Raw genomic sequence first — 16,994 nt, 5'->3', positions numbered from 1 at the left:
GGCTGATCCGGCTTAGCCAAAGCCGGCCTGGTGTTGATGTTTATTTTGGGCATGATCTTCTCCAAAAACCGGGATCCACTTTTTGGGATCATGCCCTAAAAAAGCGACTTCGCCGCGGCCGTGGCGACGCTGACCAGCGGCCCGGGAAGCACGGCAAAGAAGATGTTGAACAGGCCGGCTGCCGCCAGCACGAGGCGCAACTCCATTCGCATCGGATCGAGCACCGGCAGCGGTTCCTCGAAATACATCACCTTGATGATGGTGAGATAGTAGTAGGCGCCGACCACGCTGGAGAGCACGCCGATGACGGCGAGCGTGAACAGATGGGCGTTGATCGCGGCGACGAACACGTACCATTTGGCAAAGAAGCCCGCGAGCGGCGGAATGCCGGCCAGCGAGAACAGCAGCATCGCAAAGAAGAAGGCGAGCAGCGGATTGGTGCGCGAGAGGCCGGCAAAATCGCTGATCTGCTCCACCGCCTGGCCGTTGCGCTTCATGGTCAGGATCACCGAGAAGGAGCCCAAGGTCATCGCGACATAGATCGCGGCATAGACCAGTACGCCCTGCGCGCCCTCGACGGTGCCGGAGGCGAGGCCGACCAGTGCAAATCCCATATGGCCGATCGACGAATAGGCCATCAGGCGCTTGATGTTCTTCTGCCCGATCGCGGCAAACGAGCCCAGCACCATCGAGGCGATCGCCACGAACACGATGATCTGCTGCCATTGCGAGACGATGCCGGGGAACGCGGTCAGCGTCACACGGGTGAACACCGCCAGCGCCGCCACCTTCGGCGCCGAGGCAAAGAACGCCGTGACCGGCGTCGGCGCGCCCTCATAAACGTCGGGCGTCCACATGTGGAACGGCACGGCCGAGACCTTGAAGCAGAGGCCCGCCAGCAGGAACACGATGCCGAAAACGATACCGATGCTGCCTGACGTCGCGGCAGCGGCGATGCCGGCAAAGCTGACGGTGCCGGTAAAGCCGTAGATCAGCGAGGCGCCGTACAGCAGCATGCCCGAGGACAGCGCGCCGAGAACGAAATACTTCAGGCCGGCTTCGGTCGACTTGGCGTTGTCGCGGTTGCTGGACGCGACCACGTAGAGCGCAAGGCTCATCAGTTCGAGCCCGAGATAGAGCATGATCAGGTCGGCGGCCGAGATCAGCACCATCATGCCGAGCGTCGAGAGCAGCACCAGGATCGAAAATTCGAAGATCCGCCGCGACGGATCCGACAGGAATTCCGTCGCCAGGATCAGGGTCACGCCCGAGCCGATCAGGGCGAGGATCTTCAGGAAGCGGGCGAAGTCGTCGACGACGAAGCTGCCGCCGAAGGTTGTGAGCTTGCCGGCCGGCAGCATCAGCTCCAACGCGCCGGTGACGACCAGCAGGCATACCGCAAGGGTGGTGACGAGCCGGGTCGTCCCCTGCCCGCGATAGGCTCCGAGCATCAACAGAGCCATGGCGCCGAACGCCAGCACGAGCTCCGGCAGCACCGGCTGCAACTGATAACCTGCACTCGAAAAGCTCATGGCGAAGGCCTTATTGCACCAGCGCGGCTGCCTTCACGGCAGTCACGGCAGTTTGGTAATTGTTGACGAGTTGCTGAACCGAGGCCGCCGACATGTCGAGCACCGGCTTCGGATAGACGCCGAACAGGATGGTGAGCGCGACCAGCGGGAACATCAGAAGGCTCTCGCGGAAGGTGAGGTCCTTGATGCTCGCCAGCGACGGTTTCACCAACGCGCCGAACACCACCTTGCGGTAGAGCCACAGCGCGTAGGCCGCCGACAGGATCACGCCCAAGGTCGCGAAGGTCGCGGTCGGGATCGAGACCTTGAAGGTGCCGATCAGCGTCATGAATTCGCCGACGAAGCCGGACGTGCCGGGCAGACCGACATTGGCCATGGTGAAGACCATGAACACCAGCGCATACAGCGGCATCCGGTTCACCAGGCCGCCATAGGCCGCGATCTCGCGGGTGTGCATGCGGTCGTAGACGATGCCGACACAAAGGAACAGCGCGCCGGACACGATGCCGTGCGAGATCATCTGGAACACGCCGCCGGCCACGCCCTGCGTGGTGGCCGCAAAGATGCCCATGGTGACGAAGCCCATATGGGCGACCGACGAATAGGCAATCAGCTTCTTGATGTCTTCCTGCATCAGCGCCACCAGCGAGGTGTAGATGATCGCAATCGCCGACAGCGAGAAGATCAGCGGCGCGAATTCCTGCGACGCCAGCGGGAACATCGGCAGCGAGAAGCGCAGGAAGCCGTAGCCGCCCATCTTCAGCAGGATCGCGGCGAGAACCACCGAGCCCGCCGTGGGCGCCTCGACGTGGGCGTCCGGCAGCCAGGTGTGCACCGGCCACATCGGCATCTTCACCGCAAACGAGGCAAAGAACGCCAGCCAGGCCCATGTCTGCAAGGAGCGCGGCACGGCGGTGTGCATCAGGGTCGGAATATCAGTTGTCCCGGCGTTCCAGTACAGCGCCATGATCGCGAGCAGCATCAGCACCGAGCCGAGCAGCGTGTAGAGGAAGAACTTGAAGGAGGCGTAGACCCGACGCGGGCCGCCCCAGACGCCGATGATCAGGAACATCGGGATCAGGCCGCCTTCGAAGAACAGATAGAACAGCAGGAGATCGAGCGCCGAGAAGGTGCCGATCATCAGCGTTTCCAGAAGCAGGAACGCCATCATGTATTCGCGCACCCGCATCGTGACCGACTTCCAGCTCGCGATGATGCAGAACGGCATCAGCGCGGTGGTGAGAATCACGAACGGCAGCGAAATGCCGTCGACACCCATGTGATAGGTGATGCCGGACGCCAACCAGTTCGCCTTCTCGACGAACTGGAAGTCCGGCTGCGCCGGGTCGTACCGCCACACCAGAATCAGCGACACCGCGAAAGTGACGAGCGTGGTCCAGAGCGCGATCCAGCGCGCATTGCGCCGGGCGGCTTCATCGTCGCCGCGGCTGAGATAGATCAGCAACGCGCCGAACACCGGCAGGAACGTGACGATCGAAAGGATGGGCCAGGTTGTCATTACTGGCCTCCCAAGCCGAACATGAACCAGGTGATCAGGCCGGCCACGCCAATCAGCATCGCAAAGGCGTAGTGATAGAGATAGCCGGTCTGGATTTTGACGACGTTGCGGGTGATGTCGAGCACGCCGGCCGAGACGCCATCAGGCCCGAAGCCGTCGATGAGGAAGCCGTCGCCCTTCTTCCAGAGAAAGCGGCCGAGCCACTTGGTCGGACGGACGAAGATGAGATCGTACAGCTCGTCGAAATACCACTTGTTGAGCAGGAACTGGTAAAGCATCGGCTGCTGGTTGGCGAGCTCGACCGGCAGATAGGGCCTGCGGATATAGAACATGTACGAGACGAATAGGCCGAGCGCCATCATCACGGTGGGCAGCGGTGCGAGCCAGCTCGGCATGTGCTCCATGTCCTCGAGGATGTGCGGGTTCATCTTCACGGACTCGCGGAAGAATTCCTCCACGCCGTGATGGCTGACGAACAGCTCCTTGAACGGGAAGCCGGCCAGGATCGAGCCCGCGGCCAGCACGCCGATCGGGACCAGCATCCAGATGGGGCTTTCGTGCGCCGCCTCGTAGTGCTCCTGGTCGTGCGGCTCACCGAAGAAGGTCTTGAAGATCAGACGCCAGGAATAGAACGACGTGAGACCTGCGGCCGCGATCGTCAGGATGTAGGCATAGGTCGAGAACGGGTTATGCGCCGCATAGGCGGATTCGATGATCGCATCCTTGGAGAAATACCCTGCGAACAGCGGAAAGCCGGTCAGCGCCAGGGTGCCGATGCACATCACCGCAAAGGTGTACGGGATCTTGCGCCACAGCCCGCCCATGTTGCGGATGTCCTGTTCGTGGTGCATCGCGTAGATCACCGAGCCTGAGCCTAAGAACAGCAGCGCCTTGAAGAAGGCGTGGGTGAACAGGTGGAACATGCCGACCGAATAGGCCCCTGCCCCCATCGCCACGAACATGTAGCCGAGCTGCGAACAGGTCGAGTAGGCGACGATGCGCTTGATGTCGTTCTGCACGAGGCCGACGGTGGCCGCGAAGAAGGCGGTGGTGGCGCCGAAGAACATCACCACGGCCTGCGCATTCGGCGCGAGTTCAAACAACGGCGACAGCCGCGCCACCATGAAGACGCCGGCGGTGACCATGGTCGCGGCATGGATCAGCGCCGAGACCGGGGTCGGACCTTCCATCGCGTCCGGCAACCAGGTGTGCAGCAGGAACTGGGCGGACTTGCCCATCGCGCCCATGAACAGCAACAGGCAGGTCAGGGTCAGCGCATCGGCGTGCCAGCCGAAGAAATCGATGGTCTTGCCTGTTAGACCCGGCGCGCCCGCGAAGATGGTCTCGAAGTCGGTCGAGCCGACCAGCGCGAAGATCGCGAAAATGCCGAGCGCGAAGCCGAAGTCGCCGACGCGGTTGACCACGAAGGCCTTGATCGCCGCCGCATTCGCCGACGGCTTCTGGTACCAGAACCCGATCAGGAGATAGCTCGCCAGACCGACGCCTTCCCAGCCGAAGAACAGCTGGACCAGATTGTCCGCGGTCACCAGCATCAGCATCGCGAAGGTGAACAGGCTGAGATAGCCAAAGAACCGCGGCCGGTACGGATCCTCGTCCATGTAACCGATGGAATAGAGGTGAACCAGCGAGGACACGGTATTGACCACCACCAGCATCACGGCGGTCAGCGTGTCGACCCGCAGCGCCCAGGAGATCTGCAGGTCGCCGGAACTGATCCAGGGAAACAGCGCGATCCGCGCGTCGTGGTGCATGAAGCCGACATCGACCAGCGTCACCCAGGAGAGTGCGGCCGAAATCATCAAAAGACAGGTCGTGATCAGCTCGGCCGCGCGCGAACCCTGCGCCGCCGGTTCCGAGACATGATGGTCGTCGTGGCCGTGATCGTCGTGGCCATGGTCGTCATGGGCGGTGTCGTCATGGGCGGTCGCGGCATGCGCGTCGGCGCCATGCCCGTCGTCGTGATGCTCGACCACATCGCCGCTCGGGTTACGCGCATGCGCCCCGAACACGGCGATCAGGCCGGCCAGGATGGCGCCCAGCAGCGGCAGAAAGACAATTGCCTGAATCATAATTGCCCTTAGCCCTTCATCAGATTGACGTCTTCAACCGCGATCGAACCGCGGTTGCGGAAATAAACCACCAGCACCGCAAGACCGATCGCGGCTTCGGCCGCCGCCACCGTCAGCACCAGCAGCGCGAACACCTGGCCGACGATGTCGCCGAGGAAGGTCGAGAACGCCACCAGGTTGATGTTGACGGCCAGCAAGATCAGCTCGATCGACATCAGGATGACGATGATGTTCTTGCGGTTGAGGAAGATGCCGAGGATCCCGAGCGTGAACAGGATGGCGCCGACCGCGAGATAGTGTCCAAGACCGACCGTCATTGCACCCACTCCGCCGCGTCCGCGTCCTGCAGCCCCTGCCCCGACGCCACATTCGTGCGCACCGCCATCGCGAGTTCCGGCGTCCGCGCGTTCTGCACGTTGATGTCCTGCCGCTTGACGTTGGCCTTGTGGCGCAACGTCAGCACGATGGCGCCGATCATGGCGACCAGAAGCACCATGCCCGAGAGCTGGAAGTAGTGGATGTACTTGGTATAGAGCACCAGCCCGAGCGCCTCGGTGTTGCTGATATTGGTCGGGATCGCCGCCGTGATCGCCTTGGTCGTGGCGGGATTGATGACCCAGCCGCCGGCGACCAGCAGTAACTCGGCGAGGAAGATCGCGCCGATTACCAGACCGATCGGCAGATATTCCAGAAAGCCCTCGCGCAGCTCGGCGAAATCGACGTCGAGCATCATGATTACGAACAGGAACAGCACCGCGACCGCGCCGACGTAGACGACGACCAGGATCATCGCCAGGAACTCGGCACCCATCAGGATGAACAGGCCGGAGGCGTTGACGAAGGCGAGGATCAAAAACAGCACGGAGTGCACGGGATTGCGCGAGACAATCACCATCACCGCCGACGCCACGCAGACGCCCGCAAACAGATAGAAGAACAGCGCCGGAAGGATCATTTCCTCACCTCACCGGTACGGCGCGTCGAGTTCGATTGATTTCGCAATCTCGCGCTCCCAGCGGTCGCCATTGGCGAGCAGTTTCGCCTTGTCATAATAGAGTTCCTCGCGGGTCTCGGTCGCGAATTCGAAATTCGGTCCCTCGACGATGGCATCGACCGGACAGGCTTCCTGGCACAGGCCGCAGTAGATGCACTTCACCATGTCGATGTCGTAGCGCACGGTGCGGCGGGTGCCGTCGTTGCGGCGCGGGCCGGCCTCGATCGTGATCGCCTGCGCCGGGCAGATCGCCTCGCACAGCTTGCAGGCGATGCAGCGTTCCTCACCGTTCGGATAGCGGCGCAGCGCATGCTCGCCACGGAAGCGCGGCGAGATCGGCCCCTTCTCGAACGGATAGTTCAGCGTCGGCTTCGGCTTGAAGAAATAGCGCATGGCGAGAATGAACGCCGATACGAACTCGGACAGCAGAAGCGAGCGGGCGGTTGCGTTGATGTTGACACTCATAGCGACCTCACTTCGGCGCGATGCCGGCGAATTGCAGCACACCGGCCACAATCACCACCATCGCCAGCGACAGCGGCAGGAACACCTTCCAGCCGAGCCGCATCAGTTGATCGTAGCGGTAGCGCGGCACGATCGCCTTAGCCATCGCAAACATGAAGAACATGAAGAAGACTTTCAGCGCGAACCAGATCACGCCAGGGATCCAGTTGAACGGCGGCAGGTCCACCGGCGGCAACCAGCCGCCGAGGAACAGAATCGTCGCCATCGCGCACATCGTGGTGATCGCGACGTATTCGCCGAGCATGAACAGGAGATACGGCGTCGAGCCGTATTCGACCATGAAGCCCGCCACCAGTTCCGATTCCGCTTCGACCAGATCGAACGGCGGGCGGTTGGTTTCGGCCAGCGCCGAGACGTAGAACACCACGAACATCGGGAACAGCGGCCACACATACCAGTTCAGGATGGTGAGCTGCGGCAGCCCGATCAGGCCGCCGAAGCCGCGGGTATTCTGGGCCTCGACCACGGCCGAGAGATTGAGCGAGCCGACGCAGAGCAGCACCGTGATGATGACGAAGCCGATCGAGACTTCATAGGAGACCATCTGCGCCGCGGAGCGCAGCGCCGCCAGGAACGGGTATTTCGAGTTCGACGACCAGCCGGCCATGATGATGCCGTAGATCGACAGCGACGAGATCGCGAAGATATAGAGCACGCCGACATTGATGTCGGAGATCACCCAGCCGAGATCCATCGGGATCACGGCCCAGGCGGCCAGCGCCAGCACGCAGGACACCAGCGGCGCCAGCAGGAACACGCCCTTGTTGGAGCCCGACGGGATGATCGGTTCCTTCAGCACGAACTTTAGCAGGTCGGCGAAGGATTGCAGCAGGCCGAACGGGCCCACCACGTTGGGTCCGCGGCGGATCTGCACCGCCGCCCAGATCTTGCGGTCGGCGAGCAGGATGTAGGCGATCGCGATCAGGAGCACGACCAGCAGCAATACGCTCTCCGCGATCATGATGATCAGCGGCCAGAGGAAGCCGGTCCAGAACGCGCTTGCGAAGAATTCAGCCATCAGGTCACGCTCACTCCGCTGCCGTCAGCATTTGCCCGGACGCCAGCCGGGAACATTCCGCCATCACCGCCGAGGCCCGCGCGATCGGGTTGGTCAGGTAAAAGTCCTCGACCGCGGTCTTGAACGGGGTCTTGTCGACGTTGCCGCCCTTACCTGCCAGCGCCTTGACGTCGGAGGCCTTGCCGGCCTCGATCTGGTCGAGCCGCATCAGGTGCGGCACCGCCTTGAAGATCGCCTGGCGCACCGCGTGCAGCGAGTCATAGGGCAGCTTCTTGCCCAGCACGTCGGATAGCGCGCGGATGATCGCCCAGTCCTCGCGCGCCTCGCCGGGCGGGAACGCCGCGCGGTTGGCGATCTGCGCCCTGCCCTCGGTGTTGACGTAGATGCCGGACTTTTCGGTATAGGCCGCCCCCGGCAGGATGACGTCGGCGCGGTGCGCGCCGCGGTCGCCATGGGTGCCGATATAGACCACGAAGGTGCCGTCGGGCACCTTGACCTCGTCGGCGCCGAGCAGGAACAGCACGTCGAGCGTGCCGAAGGTCGTCATCTGCGCGAGACTGAGACCGCCGCTGCCGGCCGCAAAGCCGATATCGAGCGCGCCGGCGCGGGACGCGGTGTCCTGCAGCACGCCAAAGCCGTTCCAGCCGTCCTTGAGCGCGCCGAAATCGGCCGCGATTTTCGCCGCCAGCGCCAGCACCGCGGCGCCGTCGTGGCGCGCCAGCGAACCGGCGCCAACCAGCACGATCGGCTTCTTGGCGCCCTTCAGCACGTCGGCAAAGGAATGCTTGCCCGCGGCAAGATCGCTGAGGGTATCGGTGCCCGCACCGAGATAGTCGTGATCGTAGGTCAGGTCGACCCTGGCGCCGACCACGCCGATCTTGAGCTGGCCCGAGCGCCAGCGCTTGCGGATCCGCGCGTTGAGAACGGCGGCTTCCTTGCGCGGGTTGGAACCGATGATCAGGAGCGCGTCGGCCTGCTCGATGCCGGCGATGGTCGGGTTGAAGATGTAGGAACCGCGGCCAAGTTTGGGGTCGAAGGCGTCGCCGCCCTGTACCGCCAGATTGGACGAACCGCACTTCGCCAACAGTTCCTTCAGCGCGAACATCTCCTCGACCGCGGCAAGGTCGCCGGCGATCGCGCCAATACGCTTGCCGTCGATCCGGCCGGCCTTGGCGGCAATCGCCGCAAAGGCTTCCGCCCAGGAGGCGACGCGGAGCTGGCCGTTCTCGCGGATATAGGGCCGGTCGAGCCGCTGGGTGCGCAGGCCGTCGACGACGTGGCGGGTCTTGTCGGAAATCCATTCCTCGTTCACGGCCTCGTTGATGCGGGGCAGGATCCGCATCACTTCACGGCCGCGGGTATCGACGCGGATCGCCGAACCGACGCCGTCCATGACGTCGATCGACTGGGTCTTGCCGAGCTCCCACGGGCGCGCGGCGAACGCATAGGGCTTCGAGGTCAGCGCACCGACCGGGCAGATGTCGACCAGATTGCCCTGCAGTTCGGAGGTCAGCGCCGATTCCAGATAGGTCGTGATCTCCATGTCCTCGCCGCGGCCGGTCGCGCCCATTTCCGGCGCGCCGCAGACTTCGGCGGAGAAGCGGACGCAGCGCGTGCACTGGATGCAGCGGTTCATCGAGGTCTTGACCAGCGCGCCGAGATACTTGTCCTCGACCGCGCGCTTGTTCTCCATGAAGCGCGAGGTGTCGACGCCGTAGCCCATCGCCTGGTCCTGCAGGTCGCACTCGCCACCCTGGTCGCAGATCGGGCAATCCAGCGGGTGGTTGATCAGCAGGAATTCCATCACGCCTTCGCGCGCCTTCTTGACCATCGGCGAACGCGTCGAGATTTCCGGCGGCTCGCCCTTCGGACCCGGACGGCAATCGCGTACGCCCCAGGCGCAGCTTGCCACCGGCTTCGGGCCGCCCTTCACCTCGACGAGGCACATCCGGCAGTTGCCGGCGATCGACAGCCGCTCGTGGTAGCAGAAGCGCGGAATTTCGGCGCCAGCGGCCTCGCACGCCTGCAGCAGCGTGTATTCCGCGGGTACATCGATCTCTTTGCCATCGACGATGAGTTTGGTCATTGCGATCTCAGGTCTTTCCCAGCTTGCAGTCTGGCGGTGTAAGGCTGGCGGTCTTCAGGGACGTCTTCACCCATTGCTGGGTCTCGGTGCCGTAGGTGGCGAGATAGGCGGGCTGCGCCGTGTTCTTCTCGCACAGGAACGGCAGATGCGGCTTCAGGTCGTAATCGCAGGAGGCCTGCCATTCGCGCTTGTCGGCGAAGGCGGCAATCGTCTCCTCGCAGGCGTAGAGGAAATACGCGACGAAACTCTCGTACTGGACCTGCTCGTCGCGACCCGCCGCCTTGATCCTGTCGTAGTCAGGAGACGAGAATTTCGGATTCTTGAACGCGAGATCGGTGTAGCCCAGAAACGCCGTCCGCGCACTGGCGGCGCGGTTGTTGGTCCGGATCTCGTTGATCTGGAACAGGATCGCAACAAAGCCGAGCAGCGCCACGGTCGCCTGCGCCATCTGCGCAAGCGTCCCGTATCTCTGCCACCAGAAGCTCGGTTGCGACATCAACATTACTCTGCCGCGACCATGTTGACGGGATCGAGCACGCCGACATCGTCGATGTCCGCCTTGCGCGAATACTGGTCGATCCGCTCTTCGATCTCGTGCCGGAAATGCGCGATCAGACCCTGGATCGGCCACGCGGCGGCGTCGCCGAGCGCGCAGATGGTGTGGCCTTCGACCTGCTTGGTCACTTCCAGCAGCATGTCGATCTCGCGCTTGTGGGCGCGGCCTTCGGCCATCCGGGTCAAGACCCGCCACATCCACCCCGTGCCTTCGCGGCACGGCGTGCACTGGCCGCAGCTCTCGTGCTTGTAGAAATAGGAGATGCGCGCGATCGCCCGGATCAGGTCGGTCGACTTGTCCATCACGATCACGGCGGCGGTGCCGAGGCCCGAGCGCAGCTTGCTGAGGCTGTCGAAATCCATCGGCGTGTCGATGATCTGCTCGGCCGGCACCATGCGCACCGACGAACCGCCGGGGATCACCGCCTTGAGATTGTCCCAACCGCCGCGAATGCCGCCGCAATGGCGCTCGATCAGCTCGCGGAACGGAACTCCCATCGCCTCTTCGACATTGCAGGGCCGCTCGACATGGCCGGAAATACAAAACAGCTTGGTGCCGACATTGTTGGGCCGGCCGATCGCGGCAAACCACGCCGCGCCGCGCCGCAGGATATCCGGCGCCACCGCGATCGATTCGACGTTGTTGACGGTGGTCGGGCAGCCGTAGAGACCGACATTGGCCGGGAATGGCGGCTTCAGCCGCGGCTGGCCCTTCTTGCCCTCGAGGCTCTCCAGCAGCGCGGTCTCTTCGCCGCAGATATAGGCGCCGGCGCCGTGCGCGACATAGATGTCGAACGGCCAGCCGTTGATGTTGTCCTTGCCGACCAGCTTGGCGTCATAGGCCTGGTCGATCGCGGCCTGCAGACGTTCACGTTCCCTGATGAATTCGCCGCGCACATAGATGTAACAGGCGTGCGCGCCCATCGCGAAGCTCGCGAGCAGGCAGCCCTCGACCAGGAGATGCGGGTCGTGCCGCATGATCTCGCGGTCCTTGCAGGTGCCGGGCTCGGACTCGTCGGCATTGACCACGAGGTAGCTCGGCCTGCCGTCGGTGGACTCCTTGGGCATGAACGACCATTTCAGCCCGGTTGGAAAGCCGGCCCCGCCGCGTCCGCGCAGGCCCGAGGCCTTCATCTCGTTGATGATCCAGTCGCGGCCCTTGTCGATGATCCCCCTGGTGCCGTCCCAGGCACCACGGCGGCGCGCGCCCTCGAGGCCCCAGTCGTGGAGGCCGTAGAGGTTCTTGAAGATGCGATCCTTGTCGTCGAGCATGACTGAGAACTTCCTGGGATCAACGATTGGACTGTGAGTAAGCGAGACCCGCGGCGCAGCCGCCGAAGGTCAGCGCCCACAGCAGACTGGATTCCAGCGTCGCGCTCAACGCGTAACGCTGCAGCAGAAAAATGAACGTCGCCGCCGCCACCGCGTGCAGGCCGATATAGCGCCAGTTCTTCATCGCGCTGCCCTTCCGTGCGGACAATGTGCCGTCGCGCGTCATGTGGATTCTTTCAGCGTCGTCGGGCCGCCCACCGGCGCGGAGAACTGGCGGTCGATCTGCGGGCCCGGCTTCGGCGGATTACCGGAAGCGAAACCATCAAGCACCTTGCCAAAATTTTCCTTGGTCAGGTCCTCGTAGGTGTCCTTCCAGATCAGCACCATCGGCGCGTTCACGCAGGCGCCGAGGCACTCGACCTCTTCCCAGCTGAAATTGCCGTCCTTCGACAGTTCGAAGGGATCGTGGTGGATGCGGCTCTGGCACACCTCGATGATGTCGGCGGCGCCGCGCAGGCGGCACGGCGTGGTACCGCACACCTGGACGTGGGCTTTCTTGCCGACCGGCTGCAGCTGGAACATCGTGTAGAAGGTCGCCACTTCCAGCACACGGATGTGGGGCATGTCGAGCAGGTCGGCGACGGCGCGGATTGCCGCTTCCGAAACCCAGCCCTCGTGCTGTTCCTGCACCCGCCACAGGATCGCGATCACCGCCGAGGCCTGGCGCCCGGGCGGATATTTGGCGATCTGTGCTTTCGCCCAGGCGAGGTTCTCGTCCGAGAACGTGAAACTCGTGGGCTGCAATTCCTTCGGTGCGAGGCGGCGGACGGACATCGTTCAGTCTCTCATTGCGCGCGGCGCGCGGCTTTCGCATTGAGCGCATTGATCCGGTCGAGCCAGAATGCGCTTGCGGTGCCGAACACGTTATAGCCGACGTGGGATGAAACCTTGATGCGATCAAGGATCGAAAGATCGGTCACGGTTTCAAGGCGATTGCTGTGCGGATCGTAGACGATCAGCTTCAGCGGGGTCTGTTCGAGGATGTAGCGCGACACGGTATGCTGCGGATCGTTGCCATGCTCCTCGCACAACAGGACGCTGTCACCCTGCATCAGCCGGGCGCCGCCCTTCATGGCCTCGATCTCGACACCCTCGACGTCGAGCTTGATCAGGAATTTGCCGCCAACGGCGACCTTGCCGTCGTCCAGCAGGTTGTCGAGCGCGAGGACAGGCACTTCCTCGCCGTCCGACTGATCGCCGGCGATGCTGAACGCCTCATGCTTGGTGCCCGACAGACGCGCGGTGCCGCGCGCGGACCCGATCGCGCATTTCATGGCTTCGAAACGATTGCCGTTGATCCGGGCGTTGTTCGCGAGCTTCGGGAAATTCTGCCCCGACGGTTCGATCGCGATCGCCTTGCGCGAGCCGAACGGCTTGCTCGTGACCAAGACCGACCAGTAACCGTAATTGGCGCCGCAATCGAGCAGCGTGTAATCGATATCGGCGGAATCCCTGAACAGTAGTTCGAGTTCGTCCTCGTAGCTGAAGGTGCGGTTGAGCAGCTTGCTCCAGTAGCCGTCGCCGTAGGGAAACTCGAACACGGCATCGGGGTTGAGCCTGACCTGGATGCCGCGCTCGGTGAGCCCCTTGCGCAAGAGATTGGCGCAGAGATTGTAGCCGCGATGCGAGAAATTCGCGCCCACCTTCGAGCCCAGCGTCAGCGCGGCCGCGGCCAAACGCTCCCATGCGTTCGCGCCCTCGAGCACGCCCGAAGCCCGGTCAAACTGGATGGGCGCCTGCGCCGTCACCGATCGACCTCTCCGAACACGATATCGAGCGAGCCGAGGATGGCCGAAACGTCGGCCAGCAGATGGCCCCTGCAGATGAAATCCATCGCCTGCAGATGGGCAAAGCCCGGCGCGCGGATCTTGCACTTGTAGGGCTTGTTGGTGCCGTCGGCGACCAGATAGACGCCGAATTCGCCCTTCGGCGCCTCGACCGCGGCGTAGATTTCGCCGGCCGGCACGTGAACGCCTTCGGTGTAGAGCTTGAAGTGATGGATCAGCGCTTCCATCGAGCGCTTCATCTCGCCACGGCGCGGCGGCGCGACCTTGCTGTCCTCGACGACGACCGGCCCCTGCCCGTCCGGCGCGCGCAGTTTCTGGATGCACTGCTTCATGATCCGCACCGACTGCCGCATCTCTTCCATGCGGATGCAGTAGCGGTCGTAGCAATCGCCGTTCTTGCCGATCGGAATGTCGAAATCCATTTCGGCGTAGCATTCGTAGGGCTGCGACTTGCGCAGGTCCCAGGCCGCGCCCGAGCCGCGCACCATCACGCCGGAGAAGCCCCACTCCCACGCCTGTTTCAGCGACACCACGCCGATGTCGACGTTGCGCTGCTTGAAGATGCGGTTGCCGGTCAGCAGCGTTTCGAGGTCGGCGACGACCTGCAGGAACGGATCGCACCAGGCATCGATATCGTCGATCAGCTTCGGCGGCAGGTCCTGGTGCACGCCGCCGAGGCGGAAATAGGCCGCATGCATGCGCGAGCCCGAGGCGCGCTCGTAGAACACCATCAGCTTTTCGCGCTCTTCAAAGCCCCACAGCGGCGGGGTCAGCGCGCCGACGTCCATTGCCTGCGTGGTGACGTTGAGCAGATGCGACAGGATGCGGCCGATCTCGCAATAGAGCACGCGGATCAACTGGCCGCGGCGCGGCACGGTGATGCCGAGCAGCTTTTCCGCCGCGAGGCAGAACGCGTGCTCCTGGTTCATCGGCGCGACGTAATCGAGCCGGTCGAAATACGGGATCGCCTGCAGATAGGTCTTCTGCTCGATCAGCTTTTCGGTGCCACGGTGCAAGAGCCCGATATGCGGATCGACGCGCTCGACAACTTCGCCGTCCAGTTCAAGGACAAGCCGCAGAACGCCGTGAGCCGCCGGATGCTGCGGACCAAAGTTGATGGTAAAGTTGCGGAGATTTTGCTCGTTCATGGTCAGGCCTTCGGCTCAGCCTTCTCGTCGCCCGGCAGCGGATAGTCCGCGCCTTCCCATGGCGAGAGGAAATCGAATTTGCGGAATTCCTGGCTGAGGCGGACCGGCTCGTAGAGCACCCGCTTCTCCTGGTCGTCGTAGCGGACCTCGACGAAACCGGTGAGCGGAAAGTCCTTGCGCAGCGGATGGCCGTCGAAGCCGTAGTCGGTCAGCAGGCGCCGCATATCCGGATGGCCGGTGAAGATCACGCCGTAGAGGTCGTAGCACTCGCGCTCGAACCAGTCGGCGCCCGGGAATACCCCGATGATCGACGGCACCTGCGTGGTCTCGTCGGCTTCCGCACGCAGGCGGATGCGCGTGTTCAGCGTCGGCGACAGCAAATGATAGACCACGTCGAAGCGCTTTTCGCGACCGGGATAGTCGACCGCCGTGACGTCGGTGAAGTTGACGAAGCGGCAGTTCGGATCGTCACGCAGGAATTTCATCACGTCGACGATCTTGCCCGCATCCACCGTGACGGTGAGCTGGTTGAACGCGACCGAATGGGCACTGGCGGCACCCGGAAGCGCGCTAACAATCGTCTGCCCCAAGGCGTCGAGCTTGCCGTCGTCCATTAGCTTAAAACCTTAGCGTTCGATGGTCCCGATGCGCCGGATCTTCTTCTGCAGCAGCAATATGCCGTACAGCAGCGCTTCCGCCGTCGGCGGGCAGCCGGGCACGTAGATGTCGACCGGCACGATACGGTCGCAGCCGCGCACGACCGAATAGGAATAGTGATAGTAGCCGCCGCCATTGGCGCACGACCCCATCGAGATCACGTAGCGCGGCTCGGGCATCTGGTCGTAGACCTTGCGCAGCGCCGGCGCCATCTTGTTGGTCAGGGTGCCCGCGACGATCATCACGTCGGACTGCCGCGGCGAGGCGCGCGGCGCGAATCCGAAGCGCTCGACGTCGTAGCGCGGCATCGAGACCTGCATCATCTCGACCGCGCAACACGCGAGACCAAAGGTCATCCACATCAGCGAGCCGGTGCGCGCCCAGGTGATCAGGTCGTCGGCGGCCGCGACGAAGAAGCCCTTGTCCGAGAGCTCGTGGTTGACCTCGAGGAAATACGGATCGTTGGCGCCGACCGGCCGGCCGGTGGCGGGGTCGAGAATGCCCTTCGGCGCCGGCGCGAGCGCCGGCGAAGACGCTGAAGTTACTGTCGGGCTCAATCCCATTCGAGCGCGCCTTTCTTCCATTCATAGGCAAAGCCGACCGTCAGCACGGCCAAGAACACCATCATCGACCAGAATCCGGTGGCGCCGAGCTTGCCGAACGCCACCGCCCACGGGAACAGGAATGCCACTTCGAGGTCGAAGATGATGAAAAGAATCGCGACCAGGTAGAAGCGGACGTCGAACTTCATGCGGGCGTCGTCAAAAGCGTTGAATCCGCATTCATAGGCGGAAAGCTTTTCCGGATCCGGCTGCTGGAACGCGACGATGAACGGGGCAATCAGCAGTACCAGACCGATGATGGCCGCCACCCCGATAAACACCACAAGAGGAAGGTAATTCTGCAGGATGCCGTTCATCGGCGGTGCCTTTTCCTGCGGTTTCGGACGGCCGCAGATTCGCTGATTGGAATTATTCTTGAGGCTTAGCGCAGCGCAACAGAGGGCGCAAGACAAGCTATCTTGACGCTCTCATGGGCCGATCCGGCGCCGGGATGCCCTGAAAAAGTGGCATGTTCCGCCGCCACCAACCTGCACGCGGGAGCATCCTCAGGTGCACGGAATGCGGGCCCGGCGTCAGCTCAAATCCTTCTCGGCGGCGAGCATTTGGGCAGCGGTCGCGGTCAGGCGATCGATCTGCCCAAGCAACGCTTCCAGTTCCTCCTTGCTGAGCTGTTCCAGCAGCCGCCGGTTACGCTCCTGCGCGCCCGCCACGATGACATCATGGGCGGCGAGCCCGGCCTTGGTCAGGCAAACCAGCGTCTCCCTGAAGTCCCGGGGGTTGTCGGCCTTGGCGACCAGCTTGCGCGACACCAGCTCGGCCAATGCCCGGCTGATCTGGCCCTTGTCCATGCCGACGGCCTCGGCCAACCGGGCCACGCTCATCGGCGGATGCCGTCCGAGCGAGGCCACCAGGCCGAACTCGACCGAAGACAGCCCCGCCAGCCGCTTGTAGCGCAGGATCGCCCCGCGCTTGAGCAAATTGGCCAGCACCATCAGCCGCGACGACGTCATCGCGGTGATCGGCGCCAACGCCTCGGCGGTTTCAGCCGCGGGCGGCGGCATCTGTTTCATGGCTTTCTGGCTCATGACCCAATCTCTGCCAACAAAGCGAGCCCCTGCCAAGGAAACCGAAGCCTACCACGATATCGTTGACAATGTCATCGATCTCGATTTGACTTGGATCAGATTT

18 protein-coding genes are annotated in these 16,994 nt (G+C 63.3%); all 18 read right to left on the bottom strand.

Annotation, left to right across the window (positions count from 1 at the left end):
- Positions 1-95: 95 nt before the first annotated feature.
- Positions 96-1,532 carry an NADH-quinone oxidoreductase subunit NuoN gene (gene nuoN / locus FFI89_RS16060; RefSeq protein ID WP_138838116.1) on the bottom strand — a complete coding sequence of 479 codons (1,437 nt, stop codon included), beginning with the start codon at positions 1,530-1,532 and terminating at the stop codon, positions 96-98.
- A 10-nt stretch (positions 1,533-1,542) separates the two neighbouring features.
- Positions 1,543-3,051, bottom strand: coding sequence for an NADH-quinone oxidoreductase subunit M (locus FFI89_RS16055; RefSeq protein WP_138838114.1), 1,509 nt, complete (start codon positions 3,049-3,051; stop codon positions 1,543-1,545).
- Positions 3,051-5,141 carry an NADH-quinone oxidoreductase subunit L gene (nuoL, locus tag FFI89_RS16050; protein ID WP_138838111.1) on the bottom strand — a complete coding sequence of 697 codons (2,091 nt, stop codon included), beginning with the start codon at positions 5,139-5,141 and terminating at the stop codon, positions 3,051-3,053. The genes FFI89_RS16055 and nuoL overlap by 1 nt, the downstream gene beginning before the upstream one ends.
- 8 nt (positions 5,142-5,149) lie before the next feature.
- Positions 5,150-5,458, bottom strand: coding sequence for an NADH-quinone oxidoreductase subunit NuoK (gene nuoK / locus FFI89_RS16045; RefSeq protein WP_138838109.1), 309 nt, complete (start codon positions 5,456-5,458; stop codon positions 5,150-5,152).
- Positions 5,455-6,096 (bottom strand): NADH-quinone oxidoreductase subunit J, encoded by a 642-nt coding sequence (locus FFI89_RS16040; protein ID WP_138838106.1) that lies wholly within the window; start codon positions 6,094-6,096, stop codon positions 5,455-5,457. Before FFI89_RS16040 ends, nuoK begins: the two co-directional genes overlap by 4 nt.
- 9 nt (positions 6,097-6,105) lie before the next feature.
- Entirely contained in the window at positions 6,106-6,600 is a 495-nt protein-coding gene (nuoI, locus tag FFI89_RS16035) for an NADH-quinone oxidoreductase subunit NuoI (RefSeq protein ID WP_138838104.1), read from the bottom strand.
- Positions 6,601-6,607: 7 nt separating this feature from the next.
- A complete protein-coding gene (nuoH, locus tag FFI89_RS16030) occupies positions 6,608-7,678 on the bottom strand; it encodes an NADH-quinone oxidoreductase subunit NuoH (protein ID WP_138838102.1) in 1,071 nt (356 codons plus the stop codon).
- A 10-nt stretch (positions 7,679-7,688) separates the two neighbouring features.
- Positions 7,689-9,764: an NADH-quinone oxidoreductase subunit NuoG gene (nuoG, locus tag FFI89_RS16025; protein ID WP_138838100.1), complete on the bottom strand. Its 2,076-nt coding sequence runs from the start codon at positions 9,762-9,764 to the stop codon at positions 7,689-7,691.
- A 7-nt stretch (positions 9,765-9,771) separates the two neighbouring features.
- A complete protein-coding gene (locus FFI89_RS16020; RefSeq protein WP_138838098.1) occupies positions 9,772-10,260 on the bottom strand; it encodes a hypothetical protein in 489 nt (162 codons plus the stop codon).
- A 5-nt stretch (positions 10,261-10,265) separates the two neighbouring features.
- Entirely contained in the window at positions 10,266-11,591 is a 1,326-nt protein-coding gene (gene nuoF, locus FFI89_RS16015; protein WP_138838089.1) for an NADH-quinone oxidoreductase subunit NuoF, read from the bottom strand.
- Positions 11,592-11,610: 19 nt separating this feature from the next.
- Complete coding sequence (locus FFI89_RS16010) at positions 11,611-11,817, bottom strand: hypothetical protein (protein ID WP_138838087.1); 207 nt, start codon at positions 11,815-11,817, stop codon at positions 11,611-11,613.
- The gene (nuoE, locus tag FFI89_RS16005) at positions 11,814-12,425 is read right to left on the bottom strand and encodes an NADH-quinone oxidoreductase subunit NuoE (RefSeq protein WP_138838085.1); all 612 of its coding nucleotides are present in this window, start codon (positions 12,423-12,425) and stop codon (positions 11,814-11,816) included. The genes FFI89_RS16010 and nuoE overlap by 4 nt, the downstream gene beginning before the upstream one ends.
- An 11-nt stretch (positions 12,426-12,436) precedes the next feature.
- Positions 12,437-13,399, bottom strand: a complete 963-nt coding sequence (locus tag FFI89_RS16000) for an FkbM family methyltransferase (protein ID WP_138838083.1) — start codon at positions 13,397-13,399, stop codon at positions 12,437-12,439.
- A complete protein-coding gene (locus FFI89_RS15995) occupies positions 13,396-14,586 on the bottom strand; it encodes an NADH-quinone oxidoreductase subunit D (protein ID WP_138838081.1) in 1,191 nt (396 codons plus the stop codon). The genes FFI89_RS16000 and FFI89_RS15995 overlap by 4 nt, the downstream gene beginning before the upstream one ends.
- A 2-nt stretch (positions 14,587-14,588) precedes the next feature.
- Positions 14,589-15,200, bottom strand: a complete 612-nt coding sequence (locus tag FFI89_RS15990; protein WP_138838079.1) for an NADH-quinone oxidoreductase subunit C — start codon at positions 15,198-15,200, stop codon at positions 14,589-14,591.
- A gap of 12 nt (positions 15,201-15,212) precedes the next feature.
- Complete coding sequence (locus FFI89_RS15985; RefSeq protein ID WP_168212907.1) at positions 15,213-15,806, bottom strand: NADH-quinone oxidoreductase subunit B family protein; 594 nt, start codon at positions 15,804-15,806, stop codon at positions 15,213-15,215.
- Positions 15,797-16,162, bottom strand: coding sequence for an NADH-quinone oxidoreductase subunit A (locus FFI89_RS15980; protein ID WP_138838075.1), 366 nt, complete (start codon positions 16,160-16,162; stop codon positions 15,797-15,799). Before FFI89_RS15980 ends, FFI89_RS15985 begins: the two co-directional genes overlap by 10 nt.
- Before the next feature lie 216 nt (positions 16,163-16,378).
- Positions 16,379-16,891 (bottom strand): MarR family winged helix-turn-helix transcriptional regulator, encoded by a 513-nt coding sequence (locus FFI89_RS15975; protein WP_138838073.1) that lies wholly within the window; start codon positions 16,889-16,891, stop codon positions 16,379-16,381.
- Positions 16,892-16,994 lie beyond the last annotated feature (103 nt).

Origin of the sequence: Bradyrhizobium sp. KBS0727, from assembly GCF_005937885.2 — a bacterium.
Lineage (GTDB): Bacteria > Pseudomonadota > Alphaproteobacteria > Rhizobiales > Xanthobacteraceae > Bradyrhizobium.
Note: the sequence above shows the minus strand (reverse complement) of the source record. Positions and strands in the feature narration are given on the sequence as shown.

Bases quoted from the DNA above. Each gene is read 5' to 3' on its own strand.
- nuoN (WP_138838116.1), bottom strand. From the start codon at position 1,532: ATGAGCTTTTCGAGTGCAGGTTATCAGTTGCAGCCGGTGCTGCCGGAG.
- FFI89_RS16055 (WP_138838114.1), bottom strand. From the start codon at position 3,051: ATGACAACCTGGCCCATCCTTTCGATCGTCACGTTCCTGCCGGTGTTC.
- nuoL (WP_138838111.1), bottom strand. From the start codon at position 5,141: ATGATTCAGGCAATTGTCTTTCTGCCGCTGCTGGGCGCCATCCTGGCC.
- nuoK (WP_138838109.1), bottom strand. From the start codon at position 5,458: ATGACGGTCGGTCTTGGACACTATCTCGCGGTCGGCGCCATCCTGTTC.
- FFI89_RS16040 (WP_138838106.1), bottom strand. From the start codon at position 6,096: ATGATCCTTCCGGCGCTGTTCTTCTATCTGTTTGCGGGCGTCTGCGTG.
- nuoI (WP_138838104.1), bottom strand. From the start codon at position 6,600: ATGAGTGTCAACATCAACGCAACCGCCCGCTCGCTTCTGCTGTCCGAG.
- nuoH (WP_138838102.1), bottom strand. From the start codon at position 7,678: ATGGCTGAATTCTTCGCAAGCGCGTTCTGGACCGGCTTCCTCTGGCCG.
- nuoG (WP_138838100.1), bottom strand. From the start codon at position 9,764: ATGACCAAACTCATCGTCGATGGCAAAGAGATCGATGTACCCGCGGAA.
- FFI89_RS16020 (WP_138838098.1), bottom strand. From the start codon at position 10,260: ATGTCGCAACCGAGCTTCTGGTGGCAGAGATACGGGACGCTTGCGCAG.
- nuoF (WP_138838089.1), bottom strand. From the start codon at position 11,591: ATGCTCGACGACAAGGATCGCATCTTCAAGAACCTCTACGGCCTCCAC.
- FFI89_RS16010 (WP_138838087.1), bottom strand. From the start codon at position 11,817: ATGACGCGCGACGGCACATTGTCCGCACGGAAGGGCAGCGCGATGAAG.
- nuoE (WP_138838085.1), bottom strand. From the start codon at position 12,425: ATGTCCGTCCGCCGCCTCGCACCGAAGGAATTGCAGCCCACGAGTTTC.
- FFI89_RS15995 (WP_138838081.1), bottom strand. From the start codon at position 14,586: ATGAACGAGCAAAATCTCCGCAACTTTACCATCAACTTTGGTCCGCAG.
- FFI89_RS15990 (WP_138838079.1), bottom strand. From the start codon at position 15,200: ATGGACGACGGCAAGCTCGACGCCTTGGGGCAGACGATTGTTAGCGCG.
- FFI89_RS15985 (WP_168212907.1), bottom strand. From the start codon at position 15,806: ATGGGATTGAGCCCGACAGTAACTTCAGCGTCTTCGCCGGCGCTCGCG.
- FFI89_RS15980 (WP_138838075.1), bottom strand. From the start codon at position 16,162: ATGAACGGCATCCTGCAGAATTACCTTCCTCTTGTGGTGTTTATCGGG.
- FFI89_RS15975 (WP_138838073.1), bottom strand. From the start codon at position 16,891: ATGAGCCAGAAAGCCATGAAACAGATGCCGCCGCCCGCGGCTGAAACC.